General features: G+C 70.1%; 20 protein-coding genes. 13 read left to right on the top strand and 7 right to left on the bottom strand.

Annotation, left to right across the window (positions count from 1 at the left end):
- Positions 1-35 precede the first annotated feature (35 nt).
- Entirely contained in the window at positions 36-3,854 is a 3,819-nt protein-coding gene (locus E4M00_RS13585; RefSeq protein WP_135121056.1) for a zinc ribbon domain-containing protein, read from the top strand.
- 19 nt (positions 3,855-3,873) lie between these two features.
- Here the strand turns inward: E4M00_RS13585 and E4M00_RS13580 are convergent, their stop codons facing one another.
- Positions 3,874-5,058 carry an acetyl-CoA C-acetyltransferase gene (locus E4M00_RS13580; RefSeq protein ID WP_135121055.1) on the bottom strand — a complete coding sequence of 395 codons (1,185 nt, stop codon included), beginning with the start codon at positions 5,056-5,058 and terminating at the stop codon, positions 3,874-3,876.
- A 208-nt stretch (positions 5,059-5,266) separates the two neighbouring features.
- Between E4M00_RS13580 and E4M00_RS13575 the strand changes: the two genes are divergently transcribed.
- The 3 genes from E4M00_RS13575 to ispG all read left to right on the top strand — a co-directional run bounded on the left by E4M00_RS13575 (position 5,267) and on the right by ispG (position 8,093).
- Positions 5,267-6,040 carry a hypothetical protein gene (locus E4M00_RS13575; RefSeq protein ID WP_135121054.1) on the top strand — a complete coding sequence of 258 codons (774 nt, stop codon included), beginning with the start codon at positions 5,267-5,269 and terminating at the stop codon, positions 6,038-6,040.
- Positions 6,041-6,162: 122 nt separating this feature from the next.
- The gene (locus E4M00_RS13570) at positions 6,163-6,885 is read left to right on the top strand and encodes a hypothetical protein (RefSeq protein WP_135121053.1); all 723 of its coding nucleotides are present in this window, start codon (positions 6,163-6,165) and stop codon (positions 6,883-6,885) included.
- A 53-nt stretch (positions 6,886-6,938) separates the two neighbouring features.
- Entirely contained in the window at positions 6,939-8,093 is a 1,155-nt protein-coding gene (gene ispG / locus E4M00_RS13565) for a flavodoxin-dependent (E)-4-hydroxy-3-methylbut-2-enyl-diphosphate synthase (RefSeq protein ID WP_193555589.1), read from the top strand.
- A gap of 67 nt (positions 8,094-8,160) precedes the next feature.
- Here ispG and E4M00_RS13560 read toward each other — a convergent pair whose 3' ends face one another.
- A complete protein-coding gene (locus E4M00_RS13560) occupies positions 8,161-9,012 on the bottom strand; it encodes an alpha/beta fold hydrolase (protein ID WP_135121052.1) in 852 nt (283 codons plus the stop codon).
- A 25-nt stretch (positions 9,013-9,037) separates the two neighbouring features.
- On the opposite strand from E4M00_RS13560, the gene E4M00_RS13555 reads away from it, so the two are divergent.
- Positions 9,038-9,640, top strand: a complete 603-nt coding sequence (locus E4M00_RS13555; RefSeq protein ID WP_167756900.1) for a TetR/AcrR family transcriptional regulator — start codon at positions 9,038-9,040, stop codon at positions 9,638-9,640.
- A gap of 109 nt (positions 9,641-9,749) precedes the next feature.
- Positions 9,750-10,469 carry a hypothetical protein gene (locus E4M00_RS13550; RefSeq protein ID WP_135121050.1) on the top strand — a complete coding sequence of 240 codons (720 nt, stop codon included), beginning with the start codon at positions 9,750-9,752 and terminating at the stop codon, positions 10,467-10,469.
- A 108-nt stretch (positions 10,470-10,577) separates the two neighbouring features.
- Here the strand turns inward: E4M00_RS13550 and E4M00_RS13545 are convergent, their stop codons facing one another.
- Positions 10,578-11,255 (bottom strand): response regulator transcription factor, encoded by a 678-nt coding sequence (locus tag E4M00_RS13545; RefSeq protein ID WP_135121049.1) that lies wholly within the window; start codon positions 11,253-11,255, stop codon positions 10,578-10,580.
- Positions 11,252-12,934 carry a sensor histidine kinase gene (locus E4M00_RS13540; RefSeq protein ID WP_135121048.1) on the bottom strand — a complete coding sequence of 561 codons (1,683 nt, stop codon included), beginning with the start codon at positions 12,932-12,934 and terminating at the stop codon, positions 11,252-11,254. The genes E4M00_RS13545 and E4M00_RS13540 overlap by 4 nt, the downstream gene beginning before the upstream one ends.
- Positions 12,935-13,105: 171 nt before the next feature.
- Between E4M00_RS13540 and E4M00_RS13535 the strand changes: the two genes are divergently transcribed.
- From E4M00_RS13535 to rbfA, 6 genes are all read left to right on the top strand, one after another.
- Positions 13,106-13,735, top strand: a complete 630-nt coding sequence (locus E4M00_RS13535) for a PadR family transcriptional regulator (protein ID WP_135121047.1) — start codon at positions 13,106-13,108, stop codon at positions 13,733-13,735.
- A gap of 88 nt (positions 13,736-13,823) precedes the next feature.
- Complete coding sequence (locus E4M00_RS13530; RefSeq protein WP_135121046.1) at positions 13,824-15,587, top strand: proline--tRNA ligase; 1,764 nt, start codon at positions 13,824-13,826, stop codon at positions 15,585-15,587.
- 197 nt (positions 15,588-15,784) lie between these two features.
- A complete protein-coding gene (nusA, locus tag E4M00_RS13525) occupies positions 15,785-16,780 on the top strand; it encodes a transcription termination factor NusA (protein WP_056164109.1) in 996 nt (331 codons plus the stop codon).
- 58 nt (positions 16,781-16,838) lie between these two features.
- On the top strand, positions 16,839-17,102 hold the full coding sequence (locus tag E4M00_RS13520; protein WP_135121045.1) for a YlxR family protein: 264 nt from the start codon (positions 16,839-16,841) through the stop codon (positions 17,100-17,102).
- Between the two features lie 83 nt (positions 17,103-17,185).
- Positions 17,186-20,005 (top strand): translation initiation factor IF-2, encoded by a 2,820-nt coding sequence (gene infB, locus E4M00_RS13515; RefSeq protein WP_135121044.1) that lies wholly within the window; start codon positions 17,186-17,188, stop codon positions 20,003-20,005.
- Between the two features lie 69 nt (positions 20,006-20,074).
- Entirely contained in the window at positions 20,075-20,566 is a 492-nt protein-coding gene (rbfA, locus tag E4M00_RS13510; RefSeq protein WP_135121043.1) for a 30S ribosome-binding factor RbfA, read from the top strand.
- Positions 20,567-20,628: 62 nt separating this feature from the next.
- Here rbfA and E4M00_RS13505 read toward each other — a convergent pair whose 3' ends face one another.
- Positions 20,629-21,492 (bottom strand): HhH-GPD family protein, encoded by an 864-nt coding sequence (locus E4M00_RS13505; protein ID WP_135121042.1) that lies wholly within the window; start codon positions 21,490-21,492, stop codon positions 20,629-20,631.
- A gap of 45 nt (positions 21,493-21,537) precedes the next feature.
- On the opposite strand from E4M00_RS13505, the gene E4M00_RS13500 reads away from it, so the two are divergent.
- On the top strand, positions 21,538-22,140 hold the full coding sequence (locus E4M00_RS13500; RefSeq protein ID WP_135121041.1) for a nucleoside/nucleotide kinase family protein: 603 nt from the start codon (positions 21,538-21,540) through the stop codon (positions 22,138-22,140).
- A gap of 126 nt (positions 22,141-22,266) precedes the next feature.
- Here the strand turns inward: E4M00_RS13500 and E4M00_RS13495 are convergent, their stop codons facing one another.
- Positions 22,267-23,262, bottom strand: coding sequence for a ketopantoate reductase family protein (locus E4M00_RS13495; RefSeq protein ID WP_135121040.1), 996 nt, complete (start codon positions 23,260-23,262; stop codon positions 22,267-22,269).
- Complete coding sequence (locus E4M00_RS13490; protein ID WP_135121039.1) at positions 23,259-24,728, bottom strand: DHA2 family efflux MFS transporter permease subunit; 1,470 nt, start codon at positions 24,726-24,728, stop codon at positions 23,259-23,261. The genes E4M00_RS13495 and E4M00_RS13490 overlap by 4 nt, the downstream gene beginning before the upstream one ends.
- Between the last annotated feature and the right edge of the window lie 42 nt (positions 24,729-24,770).

Raw genomic sequence — 24,770 nt, 5'->3', positions numbered from 1 at the left:
GGTCCGCGGCACCCGCCGCCGATAGGCTCGCCGGCATGGCCTGGAGCGACGACGCCGCACGATATCTGCTCGACACGACGATCTGCCCGCGATGCGGAGCCTCGGTCGTCGGCGTCGCCGTGTGCCCGTCCTGCGGGGCCGACCTCGGCAGTGCCGCAGCGCAGAACGCCTGGAGCTGGTCGCAGAAGGCCGCCTTCGCCATCGAGCGTCGTGCGGCGTCGATCGCGGAGATCCCGGATGCCGCGCCCGCGCCGGCCGCGGGGCGTGCGCCGGTGCCTGTGGCCATGGGCGCCGTCGCCAGCGCCAGCGCCAGCGCGAGCGCCGTCGCCGCGTCGCCTCCGGTGGCGTCCGGGGCCACGGCCCCCGTCGTTCCAGGAGTCGTCCCTCCTCGAGTCGCCGCATCCGGAGCCCGCTTCGACTCCCAGATCAGCCTGCAGTCGGTTCTCGCCGTCGCCGGCGCCGGCCTTGTCGCCGTCGCGGCGATCGTGTTCACCTTCCTCAACCCCGACCTCGACTTCGGGGCGCGCACCGTCATCATCGCCGTCTGCACTGCGGCCTTCCTCGGGGGAGCCTGGCTGCTGGCCCGGCGCGGCCTCACGTTCTCGTCCGAGGCGATCGGCGGCCTCGGCATGGTGTTCGTCGCGCTCGACGTCTGGTCGTTCTCCGAACTCGCGCCCGAGAACGTGAGCGGCTGGTGGTTCGCTGCCCTCGGCCTGCTCGTCGCGTCGGGAACGATGGTCGTGGTGGCCGCGATCGTGCGACTGCGCACCTGGCTCTGGGCGGGTCTCCTGGGCCTGGCCGTCGTTCCGGCCTTCCTCGGCTATGCGGCAACGGATGTCGGAGACACCGGAGTGAACGCCGTCGTGGACGTCGGCGCCTGGGCCGTCGTCGGCCATCTCGGAGTGGGCTTCGCCGCCGTCGTGCTGCACCGGGTCGTCCGCCGCCTGCGTGCACGATTCACCAGTGCGCTCGCCGCCGATCGGATCGCGCTCCAGGTGCTGCAGGTGCTCGTCGTGTTCCTCGTCGTGGTCCAGGCGCCCTGGGTCGCCTTCGTGAGGAACGCGACGGCGACTGCCGAGGCCGTCGGCATCGCCGCCGCCTATGCCGCTCTCGCCGCACTGGCCCTGCTCAGCGCCCGCTCGGGACTGCCCAGGTTCTGGAGTGCCCTGGCCGGCGTGCTGAGCGCCGGAGCCTTGGCGGTACTGGTGCAGGCGCCCGACCTCGGCGACGGCCGCTGGTGGCCCGCCCTCGTTCCCGTCGCCGCCGGCCTCGTGCTCGTCGCGATCAGTGTCGTGCCGACGGCGGCATCCGTCGACCGCACGGCGCTCCGCACAGGGACGCTGGTCACGACGCTGCTGTTCGCCGTCCCGGCGTTCGCCGTCGCCGTCGGCGGAGCCATCGCGACCGTCATCGGAGGGGCGGCCTCCGATGACGGCGATTACGCGGTCTTCGGGAGGACCTTCTTCGGCGGCTACGCGACCGAGCAGCTCGCCGCGGTGGTCGGCCTCGTCGCCGTCGGCGTGGCGATCTGGGCCGCGGCACGGCTCTCGCCCGCCGAGCCGTGGCGCATCCTGACCGATCCCCTCGTCGCCGCACGCTGGATCGCCGCCGTCGGCGTCGTGACGTTCCCCGCCTGGTCGCAGCTGCAGCCCTGGGCGCGCTCGGCCGAGGCGTTGGCGCTGGCCGCCCTCGCCGGAGTGGTACTCCTGGTCGTGCCGCGCGTGCGCGACTCCAGACTCGCCTTGCGCCTGCCGGGGATCGTCGGCGCCCATGCCGTGCTCGTCCTCGCCGTCGTGCTGTCCTGGCCGGAGCAACGGCTCGCCGTCGTGGCCGGCGCCGCAGCGGTCGCTCTCACGGTGCTGCTCGCCCACACCGTGCCCGTGGTGCTCCGTCCGGCGCACATGGGCGTCGGGTTCGCCTACGCCCTCGTGGTGACCGGGCTGGCCCTCGACCTCGCCGGCCTCGACACTGTCCCGGTGCTCTGCCTCACCACCACCGTCGCCGCCCTCGCGGCGCTCGCGGCCACCCTCACCCGGTGGCTGCGGCCCGGCACCTGGTATGCGGTGCTGATCGTGACCAGCGTGCCGTTCCTCGTCGGCATCGCCGGTGTGCTGCAGGAGCGGAGCGCCTGGACAGCCCTCTCCACCGGAGTGACGGCGCTGCTCGCCTTCGCCCTCACCACGACCCGGCGTCCCGGCCTGACCGTCCTCGTGCGCGCCGTGGCCGCTGCCGTGATCGTTCCGTCGCTCGCCGTCGTGGTCGTGTGCCTCTGCGCCGCGTTCCTCCCGACGAGCGGATCTCCCGTCGCCCTTCCGATCATCGCCGTCATCGTCGCCGCCGTCCTGCCCAGCACCGGCGTCATCCAGTCGGCTCTCGAGAGGGCGGGATCAGCCCCGCGCGAGGCCCGCGCGGTGAGGCTGGCGATCGAGGGGTCGGCGCTGCTCACCGGAGCCCTCGCCGTGCTCATCGCCCTCGTCGGCGTCGCCGGACTCGAGACGGCGTTCGTGGTGCTGCTCGTGATCGGCATCGGCGCCGCGGCCACGGGGATGTGGGTACGTCGCTACGGCTGGTGGATCGCCGCTGCGGCCTGGACCGGCGCCCTCTGGTGCCGCTGGGCCATCGCGGGTGTCGACGTCGTCGAACCCTACGTCCTTCCTCCGGCACTGGTCGCGGCGCTCGTCGGCACGATCCTCGTGGCACGAGGCCGACGCGGGGTCCCTCTGGCCACCACGGGCCTGGCCAGTGCCGTCGTCCCGTCGCTCGTGGCGTTGGCCGTCTCGGGCTCCGGAGTCGATGCTGCAGCCCCGTGGCGCACGCTCGCCCTCTTCGGTGCCGCAGCGGCACTTCTGGTCCTCCTGGCTCTCATCACCCGTCCGTCGGGTGAACCCCGCACGCGACTCGCCGCTCTCGGCCTGCCCGTGGCCGTCATCGCCATCGCGGCCGCGGGCGCTGGCGCCGTTCAGGGCATGCGCTACGGCCTCGAGTTCGACCTGCTTCCCGGCATCTCCGACGCCGCGCTGATGGTGACGGTGCTCGGCTACGCCGTCGCCGCGTGCCTGCTGGCCGCGACGGCGGGAAGGCTTCTGGTGCGTGCCGGCGCCCGATCGCGCTGGGGCTACGCCGCGGCATCCGTCTACCTGGTCGCGGGCCCGATCACGGCCGTGCGCGACGACCCGTTCTCGATCTGGACCCTGTGGACCCTCGCCGTACTCCTGCTGGCCCTCGTCGTGATCACGGCGGTGCGCGCGCAATCGCACGCGACGACGTTGCCGCCGGTCTGGTTCCTCTGGGCCGTGGCGTGGTGCACGTCCGTCGCCGGCTGGAGTGAACGGGAGATCCTCCGGGTGGAGGGCTTCTCGATCCCGCTCGCCCTGGGGCTGCTGCTCGCCGGCATCGTGGCGATGGGGCATGGGGCGACGGATGCTGCGGACCCGGCGTCGGCGCCACCCCGATCGACGTCGGTCCTCGGCCGCCTGAACGCCTGGCCGACGGGCTTCAGCGGATCGTGGCGCCTGCTCGGCCCCGGACTGATCGTCCTGCTGGTCCCGTCGATGATGGCGACGGTGACGGACCCGACGACGTGGCGCGCCATCCTGGTGATCGCGCTCGCGCTGGCGGCGATCCTCGTGGGAGCACGCCGCAGGCTCGCCGCGCCCTTCATCATCGGGCTCGTGGTGCTCCCGGTCGAGAACGTGCTGGTGTTCGCCGTGCAGCTCGGCCGCGACATCCAGTCGCTGCCGTGGTGGATCACGCTGGCCACGGCCGGAGCCGTGCTGCTCGTGATCGCCGTCGGGTCCGAGCGCCGTGAGGGGTCGGACAAGGGTGTGGCAGCGCGGATGCGCGACCTCACCTGAGCCCGGCCCCGCCGGACCCTCAGCGCGAGAGCAGCAGGGCGTCTCCCTGACCGCCGCCGCCGCACAACGCCACGGCTGCACGTCCTGAGCCCCGACGTGCCAGCTCGTGGGCGGCGTGCAGGGCGAGCCGCGCGCCCGAGGCTCCGATCGGGTGGCCGAGGGCGATCGCTCCGCCGTGCACGTTGACGATCTCCGCCTCGAGGCCGAGGTCGCGAGTGGACTGCACGGCGACGGCGGCGAAGGCCTCGTTGATCTCGACGATGTCGAGCTCGGACGCATCCCACCCCTGCCTGGTCAGGGCAGCGGCGATGGCGTTCGACGGCTGCGAGTGCAGGGAGTTGTCGGGTCCGGCGACATGACCGGACGCCTCGATCACGGCGAGCCAGCTGAGGCCGTGCGCCTCGGCGTACTCGCGGCTCGCCACGACCAGCGCACTCGCGCCGTCGGAGAGCGGGGAGGAGTTGCCGGCGGTGATGGTGCCGCTGGAGGAGAAGGCGGGACGCAGGGCCGCGAGCGTCTCGACCGTCGAGGTGGGACGCACCCCCTCGTCCGTCGCGACGACCACGGGGTCGCCCTTCCGCTGCGGAACGCTCACGGCGACGATCTCGTCGGCGAAGACGCCGGCCTCGATGGCGGCGCCGGCACGCTGGTGCGAGGCTGCAGCCACGGTGTCCTGGTCGGTGCGGCTGATCGCGAGTGGGCCGTTGTGCTCCTCGGTCGATGCGCCCATCGACAATCTGTCGAAGGCATCCGTCAGTCCGTCGAACGCGGCGTGATCGATCATGGTGACGTCGCCGTAGGCCCAGCCCCGTCGGGATCCGGGCAGCAGGTGCGGGGCGTTCGTCATGGACTCCTGGCCTCCGGCGACGACGACGGATGCCTCGCCCAGGCGGATCAGCCTGGCGGCGTCGATGACGGCGGCGAGCCCCGAGAGGCAGACCTTGTTGAGCGTCATGGCCGGCACCCGCCACGGGATCCCGGCGGCGACGGCGCTCTGCTTGGCCGGATTCTGGCCGGCGCCGGCTTGCAGCACCTGGCCCATCAGCACCTGGTCGATGTCGTCCACGTCGACGCCCGACTTCTCGATGGCATCGCGGATGGCGATGGTGCCCAGCTGCACCGCAGACAGGGCGGCGAACTGGCCGTTCACCCGGCCCTGCGGGGTACGCGAACCGGACAGGATGACGACCTGGGTCGTGGTCATGAATCGCAACTCCTTCGTTGTGAGACCGGTGTGCGGCCTCCTTCGACGATAGCCCGGATCCGGGGCGACATCGACGCCGGCGATCAGGAGCGTCGGTCGATCGGACGAAGGTCGGTGCCGTCGCCGAATCGTTACTCGTGACTGCTCGAGAATTCACCGCCGACCTGCGAATATTCTCCCAGAAGTCATGCCGACGGGGGAGATCAGGATGCGCACGAGGGGTTCGCTGCACGCGGGCGTGCTGGTCGTGCTGGCGCTCGCCCTGGCCGGATGCGCGGGACTGCCTTCGGGAGGGCAGCCGACGACATCGGCCGCGGCCGGGCAGACCCCGGTCGCGTCCTCGACGCCGACGTCGACGCCAACTCCGGCTGCGATTCCGACTCCGACGGCGACTCCGGATCCTGCACCGGTCGACCCTCTCACCACTGTCACCGCCATCGTGATGCGCCCCGAGGCGCTGGAGCTGAGGTCGCCCGACGGAATCGTGGTGGCTTCCCTCGACTACATGGCCTCGCCCGCCGACGCTGTCGCCGCCCTGACAGCGGTGTTCGGCGCGCCGCCGGTCGTGGAGGACCACGACGGCAACAGCCACTTCCCGCCGTTCACGACGCACGTCTGGGGTGCCCTCGAGGTGCAGGAGCGCCACTACGACGAGGTGGCCCGCGAGGCGAAGAACTTCAACGACATCGTCTGGCCCCGCTTCGCGGTGTACTTCGATTCCCCGGCCACTGGAGACATCGATCTGACGACGGTGCAGGGGAGCCATGTGGGCGACGACTGGTCGACCATCTCGGACCAGGCCGACGTCGGGATCGAGGGCTGCGACGCCGTCTCCGTCGAGGTCGTCAGGTACGACGTCGTGCACGAGGGCTACGAGCGCACGATCACGGCCGGTGTGGGAGCGCGGCTCAGCGAGGATGGCGCGGGCATCCTGTGGCTCGTCTCACCGGAGCTCTTCGGCGGCGACCGAGGATGCCCGTGAGCACCGATCGGCCCGTGCGGCGCATTAAGATCAGGGCTGTGGCGCAGCGGAAGTCTGCGGTCTGTCATCATTCATCGACGGATGCCACACCTGCAGCATCCGCTGACTCAGGGGGACGGCCCATGCCCGCACGGCGGACGCTGCTGATCGGCTCGATCCTGGCGGCGACGCTCGCCCTCGCCGGGTGCGCGGGTGAACCTGGAGCGCCGACGGGTGCGAGCACATCGACGGCTGCCACGACGCCGCCCCCGACGACGATCCCCCCGACCCCGGAGCCCACCGCCGTCGACCCGCTCGAGACCGTCGTCGCTCTCGTGGCGCGCCCGACTGTGCTCGAACTGCGCTCGGCCGATGCCGCGGTCGTCGCCGAGATCGACTACCTGGAGGAGCCGACAGAGGCCATCGCCACGTTGACGTCCCTGTTCGGCTCCGATCCCGTCGACGAGACCTATGCGGCGACGAATCACTCGCCCGGCGGCATCCTGCACACCTGGGGTGCCTTCACCCTCGATGAACGGCACTACGACGAGGCCAAGCGCGCCGAGAACGAGGCCACCGACGGAGAGTTCCTGCCGTATGTCGCCGTCTACTTCGACGCCGCGGACAACGGCGAGATCGCCCTGACGACGGTGCAGGGCTACTCGGCCGGCGATGACTGGGCCACGGTCTCGGCCGCTGCTGACGTCACGGCGAACCCCTCCCTGTGCACGGGCCCGGCTGCCGAGCTCGCCGACGATCCCGGCAGTGAGACGCAGCTCGCGGTGGAGCTCGCCCACGAGGAGGGCGGAGAGTCCGTGCTGTTCATCTCAGCCCCGGTCCCGTTCTACACCGACGGCTGCGTCTGAGACCGGCACCATCGCGCAGCGGGTGTCCAGCGAGCGCCGCGTAGGATTGCATCGTGCCCGCTGTGAATCTCGGAATGCCCAAAGTCCCCGAAGTCCTGGCCCCGCGACGGAAGTCCCGCCAGATCAAGGTCGGCAAGGTGCTCGTCGGGGGTGACGCCCAGGTGAGCGTGCAGTCGATGACCACGACTCCGACGCCCAACATCAACGCCACCCTGCAGCAGATCGCCGAGCTCACCGCATCGGGCTGCGACATCGTGCGCGTCGCCGTGCCGAGTCGTGACGACGCCGAGGCACTGCCGATCATCGCCAAGAAGAGCCAGATCCCGGTGATCGCCGACATCCACTTCCAGCCGAACTACGTCTTCCAGGCCATCGACGCCGGATGCGCGGCGGTCCGTGTGAACCCGGGCAACATCCGCAAGTTCGACGATCAGGTCGGCAAGATCGCCGCAGCGGCCAAGGCGGCCGGCGTCTCGATCCGCATCGGCGTGAACGCCGGTTCGCTCGAGCCGAGCCTGCTGCAGAAGTACGGCAAGGCGACTCCCGAGGCTCTCGTCGAGAGCGCCGTCTGGGAGGCCAGCCTCTTCGAGGAGCACGACTTCCACGACTTCAAGATCTCGGTCAAGCACAACGACCCGATCATCATGGTGAAGGCCTACAGGATGCTCGCCGAGCGCGGCGACTGGCCGCTGCACCTCGGCGTGACCGAGGCCGGCCCGGCGTTCCAGGGCACGATCAAGAGCGCCACGGCGTTCGGCATCCTGCTGAGCGAGGGCATCGGAGACACCATCCGCGTCTCTCTCAGCGCGCCGCCGGTCGAGGAGGTCAAGGTGGGGCTGCAGATCCTGCAGTCGCTCAACCTCCGCGAGCGCAAGCTCGAGATCGTCTCGTGCCCGAGCTGCGGCCGCGCCCAGGTCGACGTCTACAAGCTGGCCAACGACGTGACCGACGGCCTCGAGGGCATGAGCGTTCCGCTGCGCGTCGCGGTCATGGGCTGCGTCGTGAACGGACCGGGCGAGGCCCGCGAGGCCGACCTCGGAGTGGCATCCGGCAACGGCAAGGGTCAGATCTTCGTCAAGGGAGAGGTCATCAAGACCGTTCCCGAGTCGGAGATCGTCGCGACCCTCATCGCCGAGGCCAACCGCCTCGCCGCCGAGATGCCTGCGACGGACACCTCGACGGGTGCTCCCGTCGTCTCCGTGGGCTGACTCCCGATCCTCGGTGTCGCCGGCCATGTCGTCGGCACCGACCCGCGCACAGACGCAGAGCCAGCGCTCAGGGCGTCGGCAGTCCATCCCAGAACGCGAGCAGTTCAGCGGCCAGGGCCTCGGGCTGTTCGAGCGGAACGAGAGTGCGTGCGGCTCTCACCGTGGCCGAGCGGACCATCGGTCCAGCCGCCGCCGCAGAGCGCTCCGCGTCGGCGGGGCTCCAGTCGCCGCGGTCGTCGGAGGCCACGAAGAGACTCGGAACCTGGATGCGGGGCATCAGGTGCGACACGTCGACGCGATCGAGGATGAACGATCGGAGGGCGAAGCTCATGCTGCGCCGTCCCGGGCGCCCGAGGCTCTCGACGACGACCTTCCTGAGGCGCGGATCGGCGGCTGACTGCTCTGTCAGCATCGCGTCGATCACGGCCGAGCGCACCGGACCCACGGGGCCGACGTGGCGCAGCAGCGGGGCGAGCAGTTCGATCCGGCGCCGCAGCTCGGGCGAGATGGCCTCCACGGGAGAGCTGATGGCCGTGAGCGAGCGCAGCACTCCTGGCTCGACCGCGAGCTCGTAGCCGACGTGCCCGCCGAACGCGTTGCCCACCCAGTCGACGGGCCGGCCGGCCGCCAGTTCCTCGAGGGCGTCGTGGGCCGCGGCAGCCGCCTCCGCGATGGTGCTGCGACGGTTCAGCGGCTCGCTCCTGCCCAGTCCGGGCGGGTCGATCAACATGAACGATCGTTCGGGACGAGCGCGTCGCAGGAGGGGCAGCATCCGGTCCCAGGTGGAACTGTCGACGAACATCGACGACCAGAGCACCGTGAGTGCACCGTCATCGGGGCCGGTGCGGCGCACGGAGAGGCGACCGAGTCGGGTCGGGATCTCGAGGAGACGGGAATTCGGGGTTAGTGAGATTGACATGAAAGTTGATGTTAGCCTGAATCACATGAAATCGCGAGAGTCGGCCGGATCCAGGGAGTACCGCATGTCGGCCCGGGCGGATTCGGCGGAACTCACCGGCGAGCGCATCGTCGACGCCATGCTCGCCCGGCTGCGTGGCACGCCCTACGAGCGCATCCGGCTCGACGACGTTGCGGCCGACGCCGGCGTGACGGTTCAGACCGTGATCCGCCGTTTCGGCGGCAAGGCCGGGCTCATGACGTCGGTGGTCGAACGCGAGTTCGGGCGCATCGTGGCTGCTCGGGATGCCGGCGACCAGAGGTCGGTGGCGAGCACCGTGAGCGCGCTCGTCGAGCACTACGAGGTGTACGGCTCGCTCATTCTGAAGACCTACTCCGAGGCGCCCCAGATCCCCGGTCTCGCTGAGCTGGTGGCCCGGGGACGTGCCTACCACGTCGACTGGTGCCGACGCGCGTTCGAGGACCATCTCGACCCCGAGGCCGACGAGGAGACCCGCCGGGTTCGACTGGCTCAGGTCGTGGCGATCTGCGATGCGACGACCTGGCGCATCCTGCGCTTCGATGGGGCTCTCACGCCCGACGAGACCGAGCGCGCCCTTCGTGAACTGCTCGCTCCGCTCGTCGGGTGAGCTCATCGGGCCCATCGCGGCCATGAGAACACTCTCACCGCCGGGGCTTGTCGAGCGGAGAGCTCGCCCTCCAAGCTGGACGCACTGCGTTCTGACGAGGAGGCCACCAGTGTTCAAGCCGGCGATGGGTGTCGCGCTCGCTGCCGGCGCCGTGCTGGTCGTGAGTGGTCTGTCCGCCGGGGTCGTCGCGCTGCAGAACGCCTTCCAGGTGGGGGAGTCTCCGGCCCACACGATCGGCGTCGACGCCGTGTCGGGTGCGGAGCCCGTCGCCGAGCCCACGCCGACGCCCACCCCCGATGCCGTGCAGGACGACTCGCCGGCTGTCGTTCCCGTCGTGGCCGATCCGGTTCCCGTGGATGAGGTCGCCCCCGTCGATGACGGAGTGATCCCGCCGGATGGCAGCGGCGACGTGGTGGCCCCGTCCGCCGGCTCCCTTCCCGACGCCTCGCCCGATACATCGGCCCCCGTCACGGAGCCTCCGGCCCGACCAGCACCGCCGAAGCCCGTCGCCGCCGTGCCGCCGAGCGGTGAGAGCGAGCCCCCCGACAGGACGGCCGACCGCAGCCCGGCACCGGCTCCCGATCCGACGGCCGACGAGGACTCCTCCGGCGTCGACCGTCATCGTGACGGCGATCGACTCGAACGGGGCGATCGCGACGGAGATGGTGACCGGGATCGCGACGGAGATCGTGACCGGGATCGCGACGGAGCCGACAGCAGAGACCGCGATTCCGATCGCGGCGCACGAGACGACCGCGGGGGCCGAGACGGCGGCCATCACCGCGGCGATGATCGCGGCCAGACGGGCCGCGATGGGAGCGGCGACTGAGCCTCGGTCCTGGGAGACCCGCTCGGAGAGCTGCACAGGGTCCGGCATCGCATTCGGGTTGCGGTGTCGGGCCCTCACCCGTGTCGGCGACCGCTCAGCACCGTGCGTTCACTGCCGCCCGCCCGAGGGTGCGAAGCGATAGCCGAGCCCGCGCACGGTCTCGAAGTAGGCGACCCCGATCTTGTTGCGCAGGTACCGCACGTAGACGTCGACGACATTGGTTCCGGGGTCGTGGTCGTAGCCCCAGACCGTGTGCAGCAGTTCGTCGCGGCTCAGGACCCGATTCGGATTGCGCAGGAACTCCTCGGCGAGCGCGAACTCCCGCGCCGACAGCTCGACTCTCATGCCGCCGACGGTGATGCGCCGCGCGCGCACGTCGAGCTCGAGGTCGCCCGCCACGACGAGGGCAGCATCCGTCGTCGGCATCGCATCCCGCAGGCGTGCACGGATGCGGGCGAGCAACTCGTCGAAGCGGAACGGCTTGGCCATGTAGTCATTCGCCCCGCCCTCGAGGCCGGCGACGGTGTCCGAGCCCGAGTCGCGCGCGGTCAGGATGATCACAGCGACGCCGATGCCCTCCGCCCTCAGCATCCGCAGCACCTCGAAGCCGTCGAGGCGGGGCAGCCCGATGTCGAGCAGCACCAGGTCGAAGCCGCCGCTGCGCACCTCGGCGATGGCGGACTCGCCGTCGGCGACGGTCACGACGTCGTAGCCGGCCGCGCGCAGTCCCTTCTCGACGAACGACGAGATGCGCTGCTCGTCCTCGGCCACCAGGATGCGGCTCATCGGCGACGCCCCTTCCCGGATCCCGTGCCCGGCCCGATGATGGCGTCGAAGTCGACGCCGTCATCGTGTTCGTGCGGAACGGGGGCGTGGTCCCGAGGAGCAGTGTCGTGCTCCGATGCGTCTTCGGCGACGGCGACGGCGACGGATGTGGCCTCGGCGGCGCGCGGCGGCACGGGGTCGACCTCCGCGACGGCGGACACCACCTCGTCGTCCTCTGCGTCCTCGTCCCGCCGTGGTGCGTCTACCGAGGCCAGCGGGAGCCTGATGGCGAACCGCGACCCGGAGCCGAGGGTGCTCTCGAGCTGCACGGACCCGTTGTGAGCCTCCGCGATCGCGGCCACGATCGCGAGGCCGAGCCCGGAGCCGTCGATTCCCCGACCCTCCTGCACCCTGGTGAAGCGGTAGAAGATGCGGTCCTGCACGTCGTCGGCGATGCCCTCGCCCTCGTCGAGCACCCAGAGTTCGACGGCCGGGTGGCCCGCGGCATCCGTCACCACCGACGATCCGATCTCGATCGGGGTGAAGGTGGCGGAGTACTTCGCCGCGTTCTCGGCCAGCTGCAGCCAACCCTGCGTGAGGCGGGCTGCGTCGACGGATGCCTCCACCTCGGCCACGTCGCCGAGGAGCCAGGCGTGGTTCCCGCTCAGCATCGACGCCTTCTGGTGCACCATCTCGGTGAGCTCGGCGATGTCGGTGGGGGAGACGCGCACGAAGTCCGGGTTGCGGCTCTTCACGAGCAGCCCGATGTCGACCACGAGGTTGTCCATGCGATCGAGCTCGTCGATGGCGATGTCGCGGGTGGCCCGCACCTCGTCGGGCTCATCGGCGTCCATCAGCTCGAGGTGGCCGCGCACTATGGTGAGCGGCGTGTTGAGCTCGTGGCTCACGTCGTCGAGCAGACGGCGCTGGCTGAGGAAGCTGTTCTCGAGGCGGTCGAGCATGGTGTTGACGGTGCGGGTGAGGTCGGAGACGTCGTCGGTGCCCGAGACCGGGATGCGCTCCGAGAGGTCGGAGACCGAGATGCGGGCGGCGGTCTCGCGCAGGGAACGGATGGGGCGGAGCAGCCGCCCCGACACGAACCATCCCACGAGGCCGATCACGACGAGGGCTCCTGCAGCGACGATGGCGTAGGTGGTGAAGGCGTCGCGCACCTCGGCCAGCTCAGCGCTCACGTTGTAGGCCGAGACGTAGAGGCCGGTCTGCGGGTCGCCCTCGATCGACACCGGCACGACGACGTAACGCAGGGTCCCGGCGTCGGCGTCGATGGTCCCGACGACGACCTCGCCACCCCGGGCATCGGCCAGCACCCGGGCGAGGAATGCAGGGTCGTCGTCGAGTCGGAACGGCAGATCGGCTGCCGGCACCAGGGCGGCGGCCCCGTCGATCACCCCGACGGTGCTCTCGTTGGTGTCGGGGATGACGCGGGCCATCGCCGTGTTCAACAGGTCGCGCACGCTCGACGGCAGCTCGCCGTCGGCATCGCCCGTCGTCGCGGCCAGCCTGATGTCGTCGGCTGTTCCGGCGAGACGGGTGTCGATCTGGGCGAGCACCCGCTCCCGCTGAACGAAGATCGTCACCACGCCGGCGACGGTCATCCCGAGGGCCGTGACGACGAGGATCGACACGACGATGCGCATGCGCACCGAGCGCGCGACATCGCGCAGTCGGATCGACTCCATCCGCCAATTATCGTGACCCGCGGCTCGGCGCGCTGATGAGAGACCTCACATGATCGGGGGGAGTTGACAAAGATCATTCATCGATATATCGTTAACCCATCGTTGAAGTTCAGCGATGACTCTTCACAGAGCCACCCTTTCCCGACAACGGGAGAAAGGATGTCAGCGCTCATGAAACGCGAACATTTCGAACACCCATTCACGACCGGCCGCCAGCTCCACGAGGGCGCTCGGTTCCACCACGATGATCCCCGCGGCCGTGGCCGGGGCGGCTCCGGCTTCGGCCCCGGCGGTTTCGGTCCCGGCGGCTTCGGTCCCTGGGGCGCTGCCGGCGCCTGGGGCGGTCCGGGCGGCGGTCGTCGCCGCCCCAAGGGCGACGTCAGGGCGGCGATCCTCTCGCTCCTCGGCGAGAACGACTCCCTGAACGGCTACGCCATCATGAAGGCGATCGGCGAGAAGACCGACGGAGGCTGGCGTGCCAGCCCGGGCTCGGTCTACCCGACGCTGCAGCAGCTCGTCGACGAGGGACTCATCGTCCCGAAGGGCGAGGGCCGCGGCACCGAGTTCGGCCTGACCGACGAGGGCCGCACCTACGTCACCGAGAACACCGAAGACCTCGAGAAGGCGTGGGCCTCGGTTCCTCGCCCGAGCGAGTCGGCCACCGAGCTCTTCGAGACCGTCGGCCGCCTCATGGGCGTCGTCGGCCAGTTCCGGCACGGCGCGACGGATGCCCAGCGCACCGCCGCCATCGAGAAGCTCGATGAGGCGCGCCGCGCCCTCTACCTGATCCTCGCCGACTGAGTCGGAGGGATCCCGCGACCCGGTCGCCGCCATCAAGGCGGTGGCCGGGTCGTTCTGGCGAACGGATGCGCCTGCGTAAACTGACCGGGTGCCTACACGTCTCACCACCTACTTCCTCCGCACCCTCCGCGAAGACCCCTCCGATGCCGAGGTGACCAGCCACCGCCTGCTCGTGCGGGCGGGCTACATTCGCCGCCAGGCCCCGGGCGTGTTCGCCTGGCTGCCGATCGGCCTGCGGGTCAAGGAGAAGATCGAGCGCATCATCCGCGAGGAGATGACGAATGCCGGTGCTCACGAGGTGCACTTCCCGGCCCTGCTGCCCCGCGAGCCCTACGAGGCGACCGGGCGCTGGACCGAGTACGGCGACGGCCTGTTCCGCCTGCAGGACCGCAAGGGCGCCGACTACCTGCTCGCGCCCACGCACGAGGAGGTCTTCACCCTGCTCGTCAAGGACCTCTACAACTCCTACAAGGACCTGCCGCTGTCGATCTACCAGATCCAGGACAAGTACCGCGACGAGGCGCGCCCCCGCGCCGGCCTCCTCCGCGGTCGCGAGTTCACCATGAAGGACGCCTACTCCTTCGACTACACGGATGCCGGCCTCGACGCGAGCTACCAGGCCCAGCGCGACGCCTACGAGCGCATCTTCACCCGCCTCGGACTCGAGTACGTCATCGTGAAGGCCGACGCCGGAGCCATGGGAGGCTCGAAGAGCGAGGAGTTCCTGCACCCGACGGTCGTCGGAGAGGACACCTTCGTGCGCTCGGCCGGAGGCTACGCGGCCAACGTCGAGGCCTACGTCACCGAGGTTCCGGATGCTCTCCCCATCGACGGCCTGCCCGCCGCCGTCGTGCTCGACTCCCCGAACACACCCACGATCGCGACCCTCGTCGATCTCGCGAACGCCGAGTACCCGCGCCCCGACGGTCGGGCGTGGACTGCGGCGGACACGCTCAAGAACGTCGTGCTGGCGCTCACGCACCTCGACGGCACGCGTGAGCTCGTCGCCATCGGCCTGCCCGGCGACCGCGAGGTCGACATGAAGCGCATCGAGGTGGCCTTCGCTCCGGCCGAGGCCGAGCAGGCCACCGAAGCCGACTTCGCCAAGAACCCCGCCCTGGTCAAGGGGTACATCGGCCCATGGTCGCCCCTCGGCGCCGTGCTCGGCGAGGAGTCGGCTTCAGGCATCCGGTTCCTGCTCGATCCGCGTGTCGTCGACGGCACCGAGTGGATCACCGGAGCCAACCTCGACCAGAAGCACGTCTTCGGTCTCGTGGCCGGCCGCGACTTCACCGCCGATGGCACCATCGAGGCGGCAGAGGTGCGTGCGGGTGACCCGGCCCCCGATGGATCCGGCCCCGTCGAGCTCGCGCGCGGCATGGAGATCGGCCACGTCTTCCAGCTCGGCCGCAAGTACGCCGACGTCCTCGGGCTCAAGGTGCTGGACGAGAACGGCAAGCTGGTCACGGTCACGATGGGCTCCTACGGCATCGGAGTCACCCGCATCCTCGCGATCATCGCCGAGGGCAACAACGACGACAAGGGCCTCGTCTGGCCCGCTGCAGTCTCGCCGTTCGACGTCTACGTGCTCGCGACGGGCAAGGACCCGGCCGCGTTCTCCGCAGCCGAGCAGGTCTGCGCCGCCATCGAGGCCACGGGTCGCTCGGTTCTCTACGACGACCGCCCCAAGGTCTCGCCCGGCGTGAAGTTCGGCGACGCCGAGCTCATCGGCATCCCGAAGATCGTGATCGCCGGCCGCGGCGTCGCCGAGGGCGTCGTCGAGCTGTGGGATCGGGTGACGGGGGAGCGCACTCCCGTCGCCATCACCGAGGTGGCCGACGCCCTGGGCTGAGGCATCCGCTCGTCGACAATGACGAGCGAGACCGGAACGGGACCGTGCGGGCGATCGCATCGGTCCCGTTCCGCGCGCGTGCGGGTCGGAGGAGACGGTGACGAGTGCCCCCGGAATCCGGTAGCGTAGAAGATCGGCTCGACGCATCCACGTCGTGTCCACAAATGAATACGAGATCTGAATAGAGGAGGCCGGAGATGGACATCGACCTCGGCGTACTGCGTCTGATGGAACGTGAGAAGGAGATCCCCTTCGACGAACTGGTCACCATCATCGAGCAGGCGATCCTCACGGCCTATCTCAAGCACGTGAACCCCAACGCGCACGGCCACATCGACCCGGCCGGTGCGCGAGTCGAACTCAACCGCAAGAGCGGTCACGTCTCGATCTTCATCCCCGAGACGGATGACGAGGGCAACATCATCGGCGAGGCCGAGGACACCCCCGACGACTTCGGTCGCATCGGAGCGTTCGCAGCCAAGCAGGTCATCAACCAGCGTCTGCGCGACATCGCCGACGACGCGATCCTGGGCGAGTTCCGCGGACGCGAAGGCGACATCGTCGCCGGAGTGATCCAGCAGGGACCGAACCCGCGCATGATCCACGTCGACCTCGGCACCGTCGAGGCGATCCTGCCGCCCGAGGAGCAGGTTCCGGGTGAGGACTACGCCCACGGCTCCCGCATCCGCGTCTACGTGACGAGCGTGTCGAAGGGCCTCAAGGGTCCGCAGATCACGGTGTCGCGCACGCACCCCTCCCTCGTCCGCAAGCTGTTCGCGCTCGAGGTTCCCGAGATCGCCAGCGGCGTTGTCGAGATCGTCTCCCTGGCCCGCGAGGCCGGGCACCGCTCGAAGATCGCCGTGCGCGCCATGGAGCCCGGCGTGAACGCCAAGGGCGCCTGCATCGGCGAGCTCGGCCAGCGCGTCCGCGCCGTCACGGCGGAGCTCAACAACGAGAAGATCGACATCGTCGACTACTCCGACGACCTGCCCACCTTCGTCGCCAGCGCGCTCTCCCCGGCCAAGGTCACCAGCGCCTACGTCGTGGATGCCTCGCTCAAGGCCGTGCGCGCTCTCGTGCCCGACTACCAGCTGTCGCTCGCGATCGGCAAGGAGGGCCAGAACGCCCGCCTGGCCGCCAAGCTGACGGGCGCGAAGATCGACATCCAGCCCGACTCGATCCTCGAGGACTAGTCCTCCTCGACCGAGCCCGTCGTCCCGGTACGGCGGACCCCCAGCCCATAGGTGTAAAGTGGAACCCGTTAGAACGTGCATCGGATGCCGTTCGCGCGCCCCGAGGTCCTCACTTCTGAGGATCGTCGCCGGGAAATCAGAACTCGTGGTCGATGAGACCGCCGTCCTGCCCGGTCGAGGAGCGTGGCTGCATCCGACGGACTCGTGCTTCCAACTCGCACTCCGCAAGCGGGCTTTCGGGCGTGCACTGCGCGTGAGCGGGAACCTGGATGCATCCCCTTTAGAGAACAGGCTGAACGGCACAGTGATCACTAATGAGTGACAACTAATGAGCGGCTCGAAATGAGACCCGTCCGTCTTTAATGGTCTGCCCCTGTTCGGGCGCAGGCCCAGAACAGGAGAATTGTGGCTGCAAATCCACGCGTCCACGAGATCGCAAGCGAACTCGGAGTGGACAGCAAGATCGCCCTTGACAAGCTCAAGGAAATGGGCGAATACGTCAAGGGACCGTCGTCGAGCATCGCACCGCCGGTCGCTCGCCGACTGAAGGCCGCCCTCGAGGCTGCCGGCGTCGCCAAGCACGACGCCCCCGCCCCGGCAGCCCCCGCTGCCAAGGCCGCCCCCAAGGCTCCGGCTCCGGCCGCCCCGAAGGCTCCGGCTCCCGCTGCCCCGGCTCCCGTCGAGGCTGCGACCGACGCTCCCGCCGGCCCCGTGCCGACGGCGCCGAAGACCGTCGCCGAGCGTCAGGCCGAGGCGGAGCAGAAGGCTGCTGCCGAGAAGGCTGCCGCCGAGGCCGCCGCTGCTGCTGCGAAGACCGAGACTGCTGCTCCGGCTGCAGCCGAGGCTGCACCCGAGGCCGCCGCGTCATCGGCTCCGCGTCCCGGCGCCCCCAAGCCCCCCGCGGCACGTCCGGGCAACAACCCGTTCGCGTCGAACCAGGGCATGGGTCAGCGACCCACCAACATCCCGCGTCCGGGCAACAACCCGTTCGCCAGCGCCCAGGGCATGGGTCAGCGACCCGCGCCCACCCCGGGCAACATCCCGCGTCCCGCGGCTCCCCGTCCCGGCGCACCGCGCCCCGGCGGACCCGGCCAGGGCCCGCGTCCCGGTGGCTTCGGCCAGCGTCCCGGCTTCCAGCAGCGCCCCGGCGGCGCTGGTGCCGGTGCCGGCGCTCGTCCGGCCGGTGGCGGCTTCCAGCGTCCCGGTGGCGGCGGCGCCCCCGGTGCCGGTGGCGGCTTCGGCGGCCCGCGTCCCGCGGGTGGCGGCGGTCGTGGCCGTGGCCCCGGCGGTGGAACCGCTGGTGCGTTCGGTCGCGGTGGCGGCAAGAGCAAGGCTCGCAAGTCGAAGCGTACGAAGAGGGCCGAATTCGAGATGCGGGAAGCCCCGTCGCTCGGCGGCGTGAGCGTTCCCCGCGGAAACGGCACCACGCCGGTTCGTCTGCGTCGCGGAGCATCCATCTCGGACTTCGCCGACAAGATCGACGCAAACCCCGGTGCACTCGTCACCGTGCTGTTCCACCTCGGTGAGATGGCCACGGCGACCGAGTCGCTCGACGAGGCCACCTTCCAGGTGCTCGGCGAGGAGCTGGGCTTCAAGATCCAGATCGTCTCGCCCGAGGAAGAGGACCGTGAGCTGCTCGAGGGCTTCGACATCGACCTCGATGCCGAGCTCGACGGCGAAGGCGACGAGGACCTCGAGATCCGTCCGCCCGTCGTCACCGTCATGGGTCACGTCGACCACGGTAAGACGCGCCTCCTCGACGCCATCCGCAAGGCGAACGTCGTCGAAGGCGAGGCCGGTGGCATCACCCAGCACATCGGTGCCTACCAGGTCTGGACCGAGCACGAGGGCCACGAGCGCGCCATCACCTTCATCGACACCCCGGGTCACGAGGCGTTCACCGCCATGCGTGCTCGTGGTGCGCAGGTCACCGACATCGCGATCCTCGTGGTCGCGGCCGATGACGGCATCATGCCGCAGACGATCGAGGCCCTGAACCACGCCCAGGCGGCCAACGTGCCGATCGTGGTCGCGGTCAACAAGATCGACAAGGCCGACGCCAACCCGCAGAAGGTGCGCCAGCAGCTCACCGAGTTCGGCCTCGTGGCCGAGGAGTACGGCGGAGAGGTCATCTTCGTCGACGTGTCGGCCCGCAACGACATCGGCATCCAGGACCTCCTGGACGCCGTGCTGCTCACAGCGGATGCCGGACTCGACCTGCGCGCGAACCCGAACAAGGACGCCCGCGGTGTGGCCATCGAGGCCAAGCTCGACAAGGGACGCGGCGCCGTGGCGACCGTGCTCATCCAGTCGGGTACGCTCCGCGTCGGTGACTCGATCGTCGCCGGTACCGCTTACGGTCGCGTTCGTGCGATGGCAGACGAGGACGGCAATGCCGTGCTCGAGGCCTTCCCGTCGCGTCCGGTGCAGGTGCAGGGCCTCTCGAGCGTTCCCCGCGCCGGTGACACCTTCCTCGTGACAGAGGAGGACCGCACCGCGCGTCAGATCGCCGAGAAGCGCGAAGCCGCAGAGCGCAACGCCCAGCTGGCCAAGGCCCGCAAGCGCATCTCGCTCGAGGACTTCACCCGTGCACTCGAAGAGGGCAAGGTCGAGTCGCTCAACCTCATCATCAAGGGTGACGTCTCCGGTGCCGTCGAGGCACTCGAGGAGTCGCTGCTCAAGATCGAGGTCGACGACAGCGTTCAGCTCCGTATCATCCACCGCGGTGTCGGTGCGATCACGGAGTCCGACGTCAACCTGGCCACGATCGACAACGCGATCATCGTGGGCTTCAACGTGCGTCCCGACACGAAGGCGCGCGAGCGCGCCGCTCGCGAGGGCGTCGACATCCGCTTCTACTCGGTCATCTACAACGCGATCGACGAGATCGAGAGCTCGCTCAAGGGCATGCTCAAGCCCGAGTACGAAGAGGTCCAGTCCGGTGTGGCCGAGATCCGCGAGGTGTTCCGCTCCTCGAAGTTCGGCAACATCGCCGGTGTCATCGTGCGATCGGGAACGATCACCCGAAACGCCAAGGCCCGCGTCATCCGCGATGGCGTCGTCGTGGGGGACAACCTCGCGATCGAGTCGCTGCGTCGCTTCAAGGACGACGTCACCGAGGTGCGCACGGACTTCGAGGCCGGTATCGGTCTCGGCAAGTTCAACGACATCCAGATCGGCGACGAGATCGAGACGATCGAGCTCAAGGAGAAGCCGCGGGTCTAGTCTCAGTGCGTGGTGGGCCGGACCTCGATCCGGCCCCCACCCTGTGGCTTCCGTGGAGAGGAGTACGACATGGCTGATCCGGCACGCGCCAGGAAGATGGCCGACCGCATCCAGGTGATCATCGCGAAGCGCCTCGAGCGCGGCGTGCGCGATCCCCGCATGGGGTTCGTCACCATCACCGACGTCCAGGTGACGGGCGACCTGCAGCACGCGACGGTGTTCTACACGGTCTACGGCACCGACGAGGAGCGCACCGACACGGCAGCGGCCCTCGCCGCCGCGACCGGAATGCTGCGCAGCGAGGTCGGCCGGAACATCACGGCCAGGCTCACGCCGAGCCTGCAGTTCCAGCTCGACGCGATCCCTGAGAACGCTGCGCTCATCGAAGGCCTCCTCAAGGAGGCCCGCGAGCGCGACACGGCGACGACGGAGCAGGCGAGCACGGCGGAGTACGCCGGCGACGCCGACCCGTACGTCAAGCCGCGCGAGCTCGAGGACGACGAGGATCTCGACGTGGCCGACGCCACCGTCGAGGCCGATGTCGCCGACGAGGCCCGCTAGCCCCAGCGCAGGTACAGAAGCCGCCGACCCATCGGGTCGGCGGCTTCTGTCGTCTCCGGGCGCTACGGCAGCACGTATCCGCTCGCCGTCGAGACCGCGAGGCCGTCTGCCAGCAGGCCGGTGAGGGCGCGGGCGAGCTGCACCTCATCGGTCCAGAGCGTGGCGATCTCGGCATCCGTCACCGCACCGTGGGCGGCTCGCAGCTCGCGCATGATGAGCCCCCGAACCTGGCGGTCCGAACCCGCGAACTTCTTCTGCACGGGCGTGCGCGGGCCGTCGTACTCGGGGTACCCGGCCGCGCGCCAGGCGCAGAGATCGGCGATGGGGCAGGCGTCGCAGCGCGGCGTGCGCGCCACGCAGACGAGGGCGCCGAGCTCCATCATCCCGGCGTTGAAGACGCGCGCCTCGGCGTCGTCCGTCGGGAGGAGCGCCTCCATGTCGGCGAGGTCGCGCTTCGCCGGGGGAGCGGCATCCGCTCGCCCGTGGACAGCCCGTGCGATCACCCGTCTGGTGTTGGTGTCGACCACGGGATGCCGCTCGCCGTAGGCGAAGACGGCCACGGCCCGCGAGGTGTAGTCGCCGATGCCCGAGAGTGCGATGAGGTCGGCGACGTCGGCGGGCACGATCCCGCCGTGCCGCTCCGTGATCTGCTGGGCTGCCTGATGAAGCCAGAGGGCCCGGCGCGGGTACCCGAGGGTCGCCCACGCACGCACGGCCTCGCCGGGCGGGACGGCGGCGAGATCGGCCGGGGTGGGCCAGCGTTCGAGCCAGGCCTCGAGGTGCGGGATGACGCGGTTCACCGGCGTCTGCTGGAGCATGAACTCGCTCACCAGCGTTCCCCACGCTGTGAACTCCGGCCGGCGCCACGGCAGGTCGCGGGCTGTGCTGCGGAACCAGTCGTTGACGGCGGTCGCGAGGGGAGGCATCGCTTTCAGCCTAGGTGAACCCCCGAGCGGAACTAGGCTCGGGTCATGGAGCTCGTCACCACCCCTCGCATCAGGTATCTGCGCTCGCTCGCCGACGAGATCCTGCACAACTACGGGCGCGGTCGCACTGTCGTGGCGATCGACGGGCCGGTGCGCAGCGGCAAGACCGAGTTCGGCGACGACCTGGCCGCCGTCTTCACGGAACGCGGGCACCCGGTGTTCCGGGCGAGCCTCGAGCACTTCCACCGCTCGCGTGAGGAGCAGGCCGCGTTCGGGCCCGAGACGGCCGAGCGCTATTACAGCTACGGCTTCGACTACTCGCTGCTGCGCCGTGTGCTGCTGGAGCCGTTCCGCCTGGCGGGCAGCACCGGCTTCGTCACCCAGGCCTTCGATCCGACGCGCGACGACCGCATCATCCCGAAGTGGATCACGGGGCCTCCGGATGCCACTCTCATCGTCGACGGACGCTTCGCCCTCCGCCCCGAGCTGCGGCCGCTGTGGAACTGGAGCGCCTACCTCGACGTCGAGCCGACGGACGAGGCCGACATCCTGTACTCGGTGAAGGAGCATCCGCGGCGCTTCGCGACCGCCGTGATCGACAACACGGAGCGGTCGAGGCCGCGCCGGTTGTTCCTCGACAGCTGCTGAGGCGGGTCCCGGTCGCTGAGGCCCGGACGGAGTCCGCGGCCGAAGCGCAGTTGGTGTTCGCCCGGCGGTGCGCTTCGGGCGGTCGCTTCGCTCGGCCCTCAGCGAGCGGCCCCGTGACGCGGGTCGTCAGACGGCGATGCGCCGCAGCACCTCGTCGCGACCGATCGAGGCGCCCGACGCCTCGACCTCGTGGACCATCTCCACGATCGCGGCGTTCACCGGCGCCGTCGTGCCGGCGGCATCCGCCTCCCGAACAACCGCCCCGTTGAGGAAGTCGATCTCGGTGCGCTGTCCGCGTCGCAGGCTCTGCAGGGTCGACCCGAGGTTCGGCACCGATCCCATGCGCACGCCCATCGAGCGGGGCAACGCCTGCCCGAGAGCAAGCGGCAGTCGTGAGAAGAAGCGCAGTCTGGAGTCGCTGAGGCCCTGCAGTGATCCGAACCGGATGCCGCGGGCCATGCCCGTGCGCACGGCCTCGCGCATACTGGCCGTGAGCACGCGTCGCAGATGCCTGTCGGCGATGATCTCCTGCACGCTGAGACCCGTGATGGCGGGCAGGCCGTTCAGCATGTTGACGACGAGCTTCGTCCACTGCGATCCGATGAAGTCGTCGACGGCGATGACGGGCACGGCCTCCGAGAGCACGGCGGCCCAGCGCTTCGATGCCGCGTCGGCCGGCCCCGAGCCGCGCCCGAGATAGGTGGCTGCACGGGTCGTGACCCGAACGGCGCCGGGTTCGGTGTAGTTCGCCGCGATGATCGACAGCGCCCCGAAGCAGTCGGAGTCCGGCAGCAGACCGCTCGCCGTGCGCACGCCGTCGAGGCCGTTCTGCACCACGATCACAGGGGAGCCGTTGACGGCGGCGGCATTCGCGGCGATGGCGTCCTCAGCGTCCTGCGCCTTCGTGCTGACGAGCACGAGGTCGAACGCGCCCGAGAGCGTCGGGGCGGCATCCGGATGCCCGTGGCCATCGCCGAAACCACCCGAGAGCCGGATGCCCCCGGCCCGGATGGCGGCGAGCCCCGACCCGCGGGCGGTCACCTGGATCTCGTGGCCGGCCCGTTCGAGCAGCACCGCGAAGGTGCCTCCGAGCGCGCCGGCCCCGATGATCCCGATTCTCATGCCTTCGAGGTTACGGCCTCTCGAACGACGGTCTCGAACGCGGCATCGGTCGGCGTCGCCGGGATTTCGGATGCCGCGTGGGTGGCTCGCCCGGCGGGGAGGAACAGCGCCGCGATGACGGCGAGCAGCAGTACCGCGGCCCCGGTGAACACGGCCGGGACGGCCGCGTCGACGTAGCCGGTCGGGGTGAGCTCGCCGCCGGCACCCACGAAGACCGCCGTCAGGACCGCGACGCCGAGGGCGATGCCGACCTCGCGCAGGGTCGAGTTCGTGCCGGACGCCTTGGCGGTGTCAGCCTCGGGCATCGACGCCAGCACCGCCGTGGCGCTGGGGGCGAAGACGAGTCCCATGCCCACACCGGCGACGATGAACGGCGCCACGAGGGTGGCGTACGACACGTCGGCCGAGAGGGTGAGCCCGAGCCAGGTCAGCGCGATCGCCTCGAAGGCGAGCCCCGTCACGATGAGCGCGCGGGTGCCGACGCGGGCGGAGAACAGGCCGGCGAGAGGCGCGACCACCATGGGAGCGAGGGTCCACGGCATGGTCTTGACCGCGGCAACCAACGGGGAGTCCCCCTGAACGATCTGCAGGAACTGGATCAGGATGAAGATGGTGCCGAACATGCCGAAGCTGAACGCGAAGCCGACGATGTTGGCCACGGAGAAGCTGCGGTCGCGGAACAGGCGCAGCGGCAGCAGGGGAGCTGCGGTTCGCGACTCCCAGAACAGGAAGCCCGCGAACAGGACGGTTCCGAGGCCCAGGGAGCCCAACACCTCGGCGCTGTCCCAGCCGGCGTCGTTTCCGCGCACGATGCCGAAGACGATCCCGAGCACGCCGAGGCCGGCGAGGAGAACGCCGACCACGTCGACGCGCAGGCGCGCACCCAGCGTGTTCGGCAGGGCGAGAAGCGCGAGGGGCACCGCGATGATGCCGATCGGGATGTTCAGCCAGAAGATGGCCTCCCAGTTCCAGCCCTCGATGACGGCGCCGCCGACGAGCGGGCCTGCGGCCACTCCGAGGCCGGCGACGCCGCCCCAGATGCCGATGGCGGCCGGGCGCAGTCTGGCCGGCACGGATCCGGCGAGCAGGGTGAGCGAGAGCGGCATGATGCCGGCGGCCCCGAAGCCCTGCACGGCGCGCGCGGCGATGAGCTGCCACGGTTCGGTGCTGAGGGCCGCCATCACGCTGGCGAGAGTGAAGATCACGATGCCGGCCACGAAGACGGTGCGGCGACCGATGCGATCACCGAGGGCGGCCGCCGCGAGGATGAACGTCGCGAAGGCGAGGGTGAAGGCGTTCACGAACCACTGCAGTTCCTCGATGGAGGCACCGAGGTCGAGGCGGATGGCCGGGAGGGCGTTGGTGATCACGAGGTTGTCGAGGGTCGCCATGAACATGGGCAGGCTCGCGGCGACGATGGCGAGCCACGTCGGCACGCGACGGGCGGTTGCGGAGAGCGAAGACATCGGGAGTCGTCCTTCGAGCGATGATGGATTCGGAAGAGGTAA

The organism is Orlajensenia leifsoniae (genome assembly GCF_004570845.1).
Taxonomy (GTDB): Bacteria; Actinomycetota; Actinomycetes; order Actinomycetales; family Microbacteriaceae; genus Orlajensenia; species Orlajensenia leifsoniae.
Note: the sequence above shows the minus strand (reverse complement) of the source record. Positions and strands in the feature narration are given on the sequence as shown.

Coding starts and splice junctions, on each gene's coding strand:
- E4M00_RS13585 (WP_135121056.1), top strand. CDS start 36: ATGGCCTGGAGCGACGACGCCGCACGATATCTGCTCGACACGACGATC.
- E4M00_RS13580 (WP_135121055.1), bottom strand. CDS start 5,058: ATGACCACGACCCAGGTCGTCATCCTGTCCGGTTCGCGTACCCCGCAG.
- E4M00_RS13575 (WP_135121054.1), top strand. CDS start 5,267: ATGCGCACGAGGGGTTCGCTGCACGCGGGCGTGCTGGTCGTGCTGGCG.
- E4M00_RS13570 (WP_135121053.1), top strand. CDS start 6,163: ATGCCCGCACGGCGGACGCTGCTGATCGGCTCGATCCTGGCGGCGACG.
- E4M00_RS13560 (WP_135121052.1), bottom strand. CDS start 9,012: ATGTCAATCTCACTAACCCCGAATTCCCGTCTCCTCGAGATCCCGACC.
- E4M00_RS13555 (WP_167756900.1), top strand. CDS start 9,038: ATGAAATCGCGAGAGTCGGCCGGATCCAGGGAGTACCGCATGTCGGCC.
- E4M00_RS13545 (WP_135121049.1), bottom strand. CDS start 11,255: ATGAGCCGCATCCTGGTGGCCGAGGACGAGCAGCGCATCTCGTCGTTC.
- E4M00_RS13540 (WP_135121048.1), bottom strand. CDS start 12,934: ATGGAGTCGATCCGACTGCGCGATGTCGCGCGCTCGGTGCGCATGCGC.
- E4M00_RS13535 (WP_135121047.1), top strand. CDS start 13,106: ATGAAACGCGAACATTTCGAACACCCATTCACGACCGGCCGCCAGCTC.
- nusA (WP_056164109.1), top strand. CDS start 15,785: ATGGACATCGACCTCGGCGTACTGCGTCTGATGGAACGTGAGAAGGAG.
- rbfA (WP_135121043.1), top strand. CDS start 20,075: ATGGCTGATCCGGCACGCGCCAGGAAGATGGCCGACCGCATCCAGGTG.
- E4M00_RS13505 (WP_135121042.1), bottom strand. CDS start 21,492: ATGCCTCCCCTCGCGACCGCCGTCAACGACTGGTTCCGCAGCACAGCC.
- E4M00_RS13500 (WP_135121041.1), top strand. CDS start 21,538: ATGGAGCTCGTCACCACCCCTCGCATCAGGTATCTGCGCTCGCTCGCC.
- E4M00_RS13495 (WP_135121040.1), bottom strand. CDS start 23,262: ATGAGAATCGGGATCATCGGGGCCGGCGCGCTCGGAGGCACCTTCGCG.
- E4M00_RS13490 (WP_135121039.1), bottom strand. CDS start 24,728: ATGTCTTCGCTCTCCGCAACCGCCCGTCGCGTGCCGACGTGGCTCGCC.